The sequence below is a fragment of the uncultured Pseudoxanthomonas sp. genome, assembly GCF_947498795.1.
In the GTDB taxonomy this organism is placed as follows: domain Bacteria; phylum Pseudomonadota; class Gammaproteobacteria; order Xanthomonadales; family Xanthomonadaceae; genus Pseudoxanthomonas_A.
Genome location: NZ_CANMLQ010000020.1, coordinates 1 through 9,776 on the forward strand (window position 1 = coordinate 1; position 9,776 = coordinate 9,776).

Annotated in this window: 5 protein-coding genes; all 5 read right to left on the minus strand. The window is 61.2% G+C overall.

The genetic code is table 11. The annotated features are described in order from the left end of the window. Positions 1-41: 41 nt before the first annotated feature. The 5 genes from Q0907_RS18850 to Q0907_RS18870 are packed head-to-tail and all read right to left on the minus strand — an operon-like array spanning position 42 to position 9,642. Entirely contained in the window at positions 42-1,340 is a 1,299-nt protein-coding gene (locus Q0907_RS18850) for an ISL3 family transposase (RefSeq protein WP_299347565.1), read from the minus strand. Further along, positions 1,333-4,560 (minus strand): DEAD/DEAH box helicase family protein, encoded by a 3,228-nt coding sequence (locus Q0907_RS18855; protein ID WP_299347567.1) that lies wholly within the window; start codon positions 4,558-4,560, stop codon positions 1,333-1,335. Before Q0907_RS18855 ends, Q0907_RS18850 begins: the two co-directional genes overlap by 8 nt. Further along, entirely contained in the window at positions 4,557-5,882 is a 1,326-nt protein-coding gene (locus Q0907_RS18860; protein ID WP_299347569.1) for a hypothetical protein, read from the minus strand. The genes Q0907_RS18855 and Q0907_RS18860 overlap by 4 nt, the downstream gene beginning before the upstream one ends. 7 nt (positions 5,883-5,889) lie before the next feature. Next, the gene (locus Q0907_RS18865) at positions 5,890-7,605 is read right to left on the minus strand and encodes a DUF262 domain-containing HNH endonuclease family protein (protein ID WP_299347570.1); all 1,716 of its coding nucleotides are present in this window, start codon (positions 7,603-7,605) and stop codon (positions 5,890-5,892) included. 15 nt (positions 7,606-7,620) lie between these two features. Continuing rightward, complete coding sequence (locus Q0907_RS18870; RefSeq protein WP_299347572.1) at positions 7,621-9,642, minus strand: class I SAM-dependent DNA methyltransferase; 2,022 nt, start codon at positions 9,640-9,642, stop codon at positions 7,621-7,623. Positions 9,643-9,776 lie beyond the last annotated feature (134 nt).

Genomic DNA, 9,776 nt, shown 5'->3' on the forward strand with positions numbered 1-9,776 from the left:
TTTTGGCTATTTGCAAAATGTGGTTGGAACAGAGCCAGAGGTCAGCCCAGCTCTCCTGAGTCGGACAGCTCCACCAAGGTTGGAATGTGCGGCCCGTACTCGACCTGATTCTGGACGCCGCTGGTTGGAACCTCTGCCGCCGGAGGCTGCCTTAGTAGGCTGCCGACCTTGCGGGCATGCTTCGCGTACAGCGTCTTGGCTCGGATGATTTCATAGCTGTACCCGCGACCCATCCGATTGGCCACCTTGACCAAGCCGTTCAGACCTTCGGTATACGCGTTGGTCAACCGAACTGGTGCATCCCAGTACGCGAAGATGTCTTCGTAGTTGTTGTGGACGGTCCGCGCCAATGCGTGGAACTTTGGAAAGCGCCCCTCGGGCAGCGAGTTCTCCCATGCTTCGAATGCACGCATTGCATTCGCCTTGTCGGGCTCGTCGTAGATTCCGTAGAAGGCTTCCTTGAAGTCGTAGGCCTCCGCCAGCAGCGGTATGCCGGATCGGACGAGCTTCAGCGCCTCCTCCTCCTGCGGCGACAAGGAGCTCGGTCGTTTCAGTGTCAGCCAGCGAATCGACTTCTTGACCTTCAACCGCTCGTTTCGCTCGAGTGCGGACTGATGCTTCTTGCGTTCGTCTTCCAGGGCGTCCGACGCCATGCGCACCACATGGAACTTGTCGATCACGAGTCGGGCATTCGGGAGGTAGGGGCCATACGACTCCTTGAACGGGCGCCACATATCGGTGCAAACCCATTCCACACGGTCTCGATCCGGGAGATCCCTGAAGAAGGGCTTCATGTGCGCCTTCGTTCGCTCCTCCAGCATGTCGAACACGCTGTTGGTGGCGAGATTGGTGATGATGCAGCGATAGCCGCCCGCGAGGTTGAGCTCGTCGATCCCCATGATCACCGGGGTCTCGTAGCGGACGGTCGCTTCAAGCTCCTCAATCAGATCTTGGGCGATGTTCTTGATCGTATTGACCGCAAGACCCGTCTGTTCAGCCAATCCTCGGAACGTCATGCCGAGACAGCGCTCCCGGATGGCTCCGACCAGTCGCTGGGTCGCCCGTCGTCGTTCATCGAGGAAGGGCAAATCCAAGGTCATGGTCTTACCACAGGACTCGCAGCGGTAACGCGGCCGATTAATCACCAGCCGCACCGGCTGCATTTGCTGAGGGGTATCGGCGAACTCGATTCGGCGATGCCCATGCCGGTAGAGCGGCTTGCTGCACTCCGGGCACGCTGGCGGAGTGGCCTCGATGACCTCGGCGGTGATGGTGATGACCCCCTGCGAACTCTGAAGGTCCACCGGCTTCACGCCCGGCAGGTTCAGAAGATCAAGCATTCAGGTCGTCCAGATCGATGGACCGACGATCCCTGATCAGCTCATAGATGATGTCGGTCAGCGCTGCCATCGCCTGACGGTCAGCCTTGAGGACCTGAGTGGCCAGTTTCTGGTGTGAGGTCAACGCACGCACCACGCCCTGCTGGACCGCGCCCGGCAGGTTGCCCTTGAGAGCCTGTTCGCGGGAATTGTTTTCTACCTGTGCCATCACCACGTCGCTTTCCTTCGCGATGGCGGCGATGTGATTGACGAAGATCGCCTGATCGCGGAGTGGTGTGGCATCACCAAACAAACGGTTTAGCCGGTCGATGATCTCCTTCAGGTAGTTCGGCTCATCGGCCCTTCCGCCGCCGCCGGCACCGATGGGCTTGAGCGTCGGCTTCTTGGGCTCCTCACCCGCGCCCTCCGCACGCGTCTTGATGTCGAATCCCGACAGCACCAACCCCTTCAGATCGACCCGGTCAGCTGGTACGCCGTCCAATCGCTTGCCCAGCAGCTTGGCGAACGCGGCGAAGTTCTCCAGTTCGGGGTCGCCGAAATCGATCAGCTGTGCGATGTAGGCGTAGGCGCGGCAGAAGCGCGCCAGACCACTCTTGAAGCCCATCAGGGCGGCCAACTGCTCGGCCGCATCCTTGCGCTGATGGTCCGCCGACTTCATGCCGGCCTCATCCTTGTTCGCACGGGCCTTGCCGTACGCGAACTCCCAGGTGGCGATGGCATCGCGGAGCATCTTCAGCTTCTGGTTATAGAGCCGCGACGGTCGCTCGGTGGCGGCGTACAGCGCCTTGTGCTGAGGCTCCTGAGCCTGCGTGATGTCCCGCAGGCTCTTGAAGCGGGCCTGCTTGAACGCCTCCAAGTCCTCAGATTCATACAGGCCGTGGGCATCCAGCTGCTTCTTGATGTCGTAGACAACGTTCAGATCCTGCGCTTCTTCGATCAGCGCGCCGTCGTCGTACTTCGAGAACGCCAGCTTGACGTTTTCCGGGCTGTTCACGAAGTCGATGATGAAGGTCTCGTCCTTGCCCGGCGCGGTGCGGTTCAAGCGCGAGAAGGTCTGCACGATCTCCACATCGTTCGCGATCTTCTTGTCGATATACATCGCCACCAGCTTCGGCTGGTCGAAGCCGGTCTGGAACTTATCCGCCACCAGCATCACCCTGTATTCGGGGCGCTCGAAGGCGATACGCAGGTCCTGACCGGAGGCTCCGGGATTCATGCTCAGCTCGGAGAACTCCTCCTTCTCGTCCACCACGAACACGTCGCCGTTCAGGCGCTCGTCGTCGCTGTGCATGACTTGCTTCCCAGTCAACTTGCCGGAGAAGGCCACCAGCGAGCGGATCCCCGCATGCTCGGTGTGCTTGGCGATGTAAGCATCGAACCCCTTCTTGTAGCGCACCGCGGCGGCACGCGAGCTGGTCACCACCATCGCCTTGGCCTTGCCGTCCAGTAGCGCAGCCACGTTCTTGCTGAAGTGCTCAACGATGAACTGCACCTTCTGCGTAACATTGGTGGGGTGAAGGCTCATCCACTGCGCCAAAGCCCGCTTCGCGGCCTTGCCGCTGACGCGCTGGGTATCATCGAGCTGTTTGGCGAGATTGAAGGCCGTCTGGTACGGCGTGTAACCCTTGAGCACGTCAAGGATGAATCCCTCCTCGATGGCCTGCCGCATCGGGTACTTATGGAATGCCGCCGGCAGATTCGTTTTGCTGGGCTTACCGCCATCCTGGGTGCGCCCGAACAGCATGAATGTCGAATGCTTGGGCGTAGCGGTGAAAGCGAAGTGACTCAGGTTCTTCGGGCGCGCACGTGACTTCTGGAGCTGCTCCAGCAGTTCCTCGACGCTCATGCCCGCCATATCGCCCTTGCTACCCAGCGACAGGGCCGCCTGCAGCTTGGTGGCGTTCGTGCCGGTCTGCGAGGCATGGGCCTCGTCCATGATGACGGCGAAGCTTCGATCCTTCAGGCCCTTCTCGGTAACGATGGCCTCCATGGCGTAAGGGAAAGTCTGGATGGTCACCACGATGATCGGAGTGCCATTGAGCAGCGCCTCGGCCAGCTGCTTGCTCTTCGACTTGCTGGACTTCTGCCGGTCGATAGCCGCAATCACGCCGAACTGGTGGTCGATCTGCTTCACCGCATCCTGCAACTGGCTGTCCAGCACCGTGCGGTCGGTGACGATGATCACGCTGTGGAAGATCGGCTCGCCGTTGTCACGGCGCAGGCGGATCAGGTCGTGCGCGGTCCAGGCGATAGTGCTGGTCTTGCCGGATCCGGCGCTGTGCTCGCAGAGGTACTGCATGCCCGGGCCATTGGCCTTGGCATCAGCGATCATGGCGTTGACCGCATCCCACTGGTGGTAACGCGGGAAGATCAGGGTTTCCTTCTTCGACCAATTGCCCTTCAGGTCGACCACATCCTTCTTCTCGACGTAGACGAAGCTGTGGAAGATGCGTAGCCAGGTATCGCGCTGACACACCTTCTCCCAGAAGTAGGCCACCGGATACTCGCCGTCCTTACGTGCCGGATTGCCGGCATGGCCTTCGTTGCCCTGGTTGAATGGAAGGAAGAAGGTATTCTCGCCGTCCAGCTTGGTTGCCATCTGGATATCGGAATCCGACAGCGCGAAATGCACCACCGCACCGCGCTTGAAGGTCAGTAGCGGCTCCCGGCGCTTGGTCTTGGGGTCTTGCGGCAGGCGGTCGGTCTTGTACTGCTCCACCGCCGCGGCGGCCGACTGTGTGAAGTCGGTTTTCACCTCCACCGTGGCGACCGGCACGCCGTTGATGAAGAACACGAGGTCAATCGCCAGCTCGCGGGCCGGGTGGTACTTGAGCTGCGGCACCACGCGCAGAATGTTGGCCCGGTAGCGTTTGGTCACCTCGGCGTTGCGCGCATCCTCGGGCGCAGCTTCCGAGAGATCGATGTGCCCACAGCCGGCGATGGCGAAGCCCCGGCGCAGCGCCTGCACCGTGCCATCGGCCTCCAGTGTCTTGGCCAGCCGGTCCATCAGCGCGCCGCGCGGGTCGGCCGGGTGGTCTTTGCAAAGCTTGGCCCACTTCTCCGGCTGCGTGGCGTCAAGCCAGGCCACGAGGTCATCTGGGTAAAGGGCGCGCTCGGTGTCGTAGTGGCGGGTGTCGCCCACTAGCCAGCCGCGCTTTTCGAGCTGAGCGACGATGTAGGCCTCGAAGTGCGTTTCGCGGTGTGCGGTATCGCCGTTCATGCGGCCTCCCGAATGTCGATCTGGCCGGTGACGGCGGCGGTAATGAGGGCAGAGCGGCGTTCTTTGAGGAGGGCGATGCTGCAATCCACTTTCGCCATCAGCTCGTCGAGGCGCGTGGCGGAACGGTGAACCGCAGCGACGATCTCTCGCTGCTCTTCGATCGGTGGTACAGGAATCCGCCGAGCGCTCGCCAGCGTTAAGTTCAACCGATCACGGGTAGCCCCTGTCGCCAGAAACCCACACTCCGCGCGTGACGTTGCCGACAAGGTGAGGGCAACGTACTCGGGCAAGACTCGCGGACCAACGCGGAATCGGTAGCAGTCCGCCTTCACTATCGCGTTGCCGATATCGTCTGGAACGACACAGGCACGTCCAAGCAAGTTGTTTTCATCGCCCAATCCGGCGATCAGAACATCGCCCGGAATGGCGTCATGACCACCACCCAACTCACTTTGCCAGTAGTCAAATGCGATGTAGGCAGCATCTCCGGCCTTGAACCGCGCCCATCCAATGTTCTGCAGCCGAACTACTCTGACGCCAGAGTCAGTGTAGTGCTCTGACTTCAATCCGCTGCCGAAAGGCCCATCACAGCGTGAGACCGATAGCTTCCCGAGCTGCGCCAACTCCCAATGCTCCGGCACCTCCCCAATCCACGCCACGCCGGAATCCTTCATCCTGACGTTCTGGTCAAGGCCCTTGGTAACGGCATGGGTGATGAGCGCCTGGCGCTTTTCCTTCAGCAGCTCGATGAAGCGGGTCTTCTTCGCGATCAGCGCGTCGATGCGGGCGGTTTCGCGGTCGAGGGCGGCGGCGATGGCGGACTGCTCGGCTGGGGGTGGAAGCGGCATGGGTACGGAGCCAACGTGATCCCAATCCGCACGCGGCATCTTTGCGCCGTCACATCCAGCCTCAATTTGCTGCGTTACTTCTGTTGTGAGCAGCCACCGATGCAACCATGGTGCGGATGAGCGTCCTGGCCGCAGAACGAGAAACTCGGTGGAACACAGCCCGTCGTCACCAGTTACGATTGCCTTCCGCAAGTACGGTCGCAGCTTTCCGTACAGCACATCACCGGCACGGAACACACCAACCATCGAGTCTTCAGACTGCCGCGATGCAGTTCCCGTCGGCGCATACCTTCCTGATTCGGCCTCGACGTCCTCGAGACCGACGTAGTCCCAACCTTCAGGCGAATCGGTGCGACGTTCATTTCGCAGGCCGGCACCACGTTTAATGGGCAGTGTTTCCCAATGCGCAGGCACCTGCCCAATCCACTCGACCCCCGAATCCTTGTACGTCGGGTAAGGCTTGTATTGGCTCATTAGCGCCTCAGCTCAGTTGCGCGATGCGCCAGATGGCGGTCGCCTGTGAGGCCATCCAGTTCTGGTGCGCGGCAATGCGCTCAGGCGTCCACTCGGCGTTCTCTTCCCCGATTTTCCGGGTGATCGCGAATCCACTGGCCCGGTAGGCATCTCTTTTCTGGGCGTACTCGGCGTTGCCCGCATCCCGGTTCGCGCCGGCCTGCATCAAGGTCATGTTGCCCAACCGATACACCAGCGCCTCTGCATCGTCGTTGCCGATGCCACCCCAGTTGTCCGGCGCGTTCTGCGACAGAACATGCTCGATGTTGAACGCATCACTGGCGAAATCATGGGCATGACCAGACAGGTGCTTCTCGATAGCGCAGAGGATCAGGCGTACGACTCGGTTGTTTCGGGAGTCCGTGGTGCGGATGGTCTTCTCGGAGAACGCCGTCCGGAACGCCGCATCGTCAGGGTAGATGCTCCGCAGCAAGGGAAGCGACGCGCCGAGCCGATCCAGTTCGCGCTTCGCGACACGCTCAGCAACTTCGTTGTACTTGCGTTCCTGCTCGGCCGTACTTTGCGAACCGATCACGTTGAAGCGCATCGAGATCACCATTGTCGCCCGCAGCAGGCCAGTAAAGTCGGGGGCGTCAAAAATTCGCTTTCCTGCCAGCAGCAGGGGATAGGGCTGACGAACCCGGAAGGTCTTGAGTACGCCGGCCAGCTGTTTGTCCTCTGGCGACCAGTCCGAAACTTCGGGCGACGACAAAGCGAGATAGGTATCAAGATCCTCTTCCATGTCGCGCAGAAGCTGGAACACCGCTTCCGGCGTTCCCACCTGCGCACGAATGGTCTTGAACAGGTCGGCCTGCCGCGCAAAGCTGCGGCGGCTATTCCAGTGGACGCGAAGGAAATCGGGGAAATTCTCCGACTGTAGCCGCCCGACGATGGATTCCCAGCGATCTTCGAGGGCGCGAAGCTCGTGATCAGCCTCGCCGCCCCGATCGAGCACCGAGAACAGGTAGTTCTTCAACAGATCGGTAGCCGAGAGGCGGACACCACGCGCATTCAGGGTTTCAAACACCTTGTACGCGTTGAGCTCGTCCGTGACGGTAATGACCGTGAAGAAAAGACGGTCGCTGATGTCCTCCACGAGCTTGGCAAGGCGCATCCCCTCCTCGCCGGTGCTCGCCCGCAGGAACTCCGCCACCCGCCGATCAAACCATTCGAAAGCCTTGCGAAGCGCGTGCTCGGACGCGCGGAATCCACGCTGGGGAAGATGCCCCAACGATGCGAGATAGGTCTGGAAGTAGTGGTTGTTGTTGCGGTTGAGCGTCAGCTTTGGCCGGGCGACAAGCGTGACGGGATCCAAGTAGCCGACATAGGTCTGGCGGATCTGGTCGCGTCGGCGGGTGTTCGCCTCGGGCTCATTGCCAGCATCGATCAAACGCTGGAGGTTCTTGAGGATAGCGAGGACGATCAGACTGATGGTCGTCAGTCGCTGCTGGCCGTCAATCACGTCGAACGACTTGTCGTCAGCAGACTGCAGCACGAGGTAGCCCATGTAGTGGGCGGTCTCGCCGTCAGCCCTGAGCGTTCCCTGGATGTCAGCCCAGAGATCCTCCCACTCCTCTTGCGTCCAGCTGTAGTCGCGCTGAAATCGCGGGATGCGGTAGGTCAACCCGTTGCCGATGAGCTTCCGGAACGTGTTGTTCTCGGTCTTGAAGTTGGTTGCGGCCATGGTTCGCTCCAATCCTCACTCGGTCACTTCGCCCAACAGGGCTGCAATCTCAGCTTCGACCTGCTTCAGTTCGGAGTCGATGTCGGCCAGTTTGCGCGGCGGCTGGTATTTGTAGAAGTAGCGGTTGAAGTTGATCTCGTAGCCGACCCGGCCAATCTCGCCGTCCTTGTCGTCGCGGAACGTTTCATCCAGCCAGGCGTCCGGCACATGCGGCAGCACCTCACGGGCTAGGTAGTCGCGGACGTCCTCGGTCAGCGGCACGTTCTCGTAGTCGGTCAGCTCGCTGTCGGCCACGGGATTGCCGTCGGCGTCGGTCACCTCGTCACCCTCCGGGTCGCGAACACCCAGTGCGTTGACCAAGGCCTTGAGGAAGGGCTTGCCCACCTTGCCAAGCGTGGCATCCTCTCGGACGGCCTGCGCAATGAAGGTTTCCGCCCAAGCCACCGGCTGCTCCTCGTCCAGATGCGCGGACAAGGCCATCTGCCAGCCGGACTGCTGCTCAGGCGTCAGCTTGGCCCAAGCTTTTTCGTTCCACAGCTTAGCCAGGTTGTCGCGCGTGATGTGGAGGCGCATGCGCAGCGGGCGCAGGACACGAATGCGGCGGTAACCGAAGGTCCGGTACTCGAGCATGCGGCTGAACTCGCCGCTCTCTGCGGCAGCGTAGAGGTCGGCGATCTGGCGCTGTTGGTCGTCGCTGATCTTGCGGCGCTTGTTGCCTTCGTTCTTGATCGAAGTCCACAGGCCGGTGGCATTGATCAGCTGAACCCGGTTCCGGCGGTGCGCGGGTTTCTTGTTGGACAGAATCCAGAGGTATGTGCCGATGCCAGTGCGGAAGAAGATCTCCGTGGGCAGGGCGATGATCGCCTCGACCCGGTCGTTCTCCAGCAGCCAGCGCCGGATCTCCGACTCGCCAGAACCGGCGCCGCCATTGAACAGCGGCGAGCCTGACAGAATGATCGCGGCACGTCCGCCGCCCTTCTCAGGCAGCTCGAGCTTGCTGGCCAGGTGCAGCAGGAACAGCATCGAACCGTCGTTGATGCGCGGCAGACCCGGGCCGAAGCGGCCGGCGTAGCCCAGCTCCTTGTGCTCGTCTTCGACGGCTTTCTGGTCCTTCTCCCATTTCTTGCCGAACGGCGGATTGGCCAAGCAATAGTGGAAACGCTCACCGGCGAACGCGTCCCGCGACAGGGTGCTGTACGGCCCTTTGATGTTCCGGGACAAATCCCGGCCAGGATCGGACGCCAAGGTTCGAAGCAGCATGCCAGCCAGACAGACCGCGTGGGTTTCGGGCTCCAGTTCTTGCCCGTGGGGCACGAGGACCGGCGGCACCTTGAAGCGGCTGCCGTAGTCGGCCACGTGGCTCATGGCGTCCGAGAGGAAGCCGCCCGTGCCGCAGGAGGGGTCATACAGCGTGCGAATCAGGCCCGGATTGGCCTCGAACAGCTCATCGTCCGGATCCAGCAGTAGCGTGGTTGCCAAATGCACCACGTCGCGAGGCGTCATGAAGTCTTCGGCACCCTCGTTAACCTCCGCGCCGAAGCGCCGGATCAGGTGCTCGTAGAGGTTGCTCATCTCCCGGTCGGGAACCTGATCGGGGTGCAGGTCAATGCCAGCGAAGTTGTTGCAGATCTTGTAGAGCAAACCCGCCTTGTCTAGGCGGATGATGGTGTTTGTGAAGTCGAACTGCTCGAAGATGACGCGAGCGTTGTCCGAGAACCGCGCTACGTAGTCCTGAAGGTTCTGCCGCGTTTTGGTGCTACCCAGCGTCGCGAGGGCGTAACTCGACGTGTTGTAGAAGGGGTAGCCGGCGACCTGTCGCAGGATCAGGTCGAGATCGATCCCGCTGTCCTTGTGCTCCGCATGTGCCGCTGCGACGGCCTCGCGGGACTTCTCCAAAACACACTCAAGGCGGCGCAGCAGCGTGAACGGCAGGATGATCTTGCCAAAGTCCGTGTGCTTGAAGTCGCCCCAAAGGTCTTCGGCGTTCTTCCAGCACTCCGCCGCCAGTGACAAGCCAGATCCATTGCCCTCAGCCATGCTCTTCTCCAACCGCTTTTTGCACGATAGAGAATAGCACCACGGAGCTGGGCGTCAACCAGATATTGCACAGAACAAGACGGCGGCAGGGTCGGGCTCCTGGCTCGGCCATCAACCACTTTTTGCACTTAACC

What these genes read in the sequence shown, in the direction of transcription:
- Q0907_RS18855 (WP_299347567.1), bottom strand. Translation starts at nt 4,560, where the DNA reads ATGAACGGCGATACCGCACACCGCGAAACGCACTTCGAGGCCTACATC.
- Q0907_RS18870 (WP_299347572.1), bottom strand. Translation starts at nt 9,642, where the DNA reads ATGGCTGAGGGCAATGGATCTGGCTTGTCACTGGCGGCGGAGTGCTGG.
- Q0907_RS18865 (WP_299347570.1), bottom strand. Translation starts at nt 7,605, where the DNA reads ATGGCCGCAACCAACTTCAAGACCGAGAACAACACGTTCCGGAAGCTC.
- Q0907_RS18850 (WP_299347565.1), bottom strand. Translation starts at nt 1,340, where the DNA reads ATGCTTGATCTTCTGAACCTGCCGGGCGTGAAGCCGGTGGACCTTCAG.
- Q0907_RS18860 (WP_299347569.1), bottom strand. Translation starts at nt 5,882, where the DNA reads ATGAGCCAATACAAGCCTTACCCGACGTACAAGGATTCGGGGGTCGAG.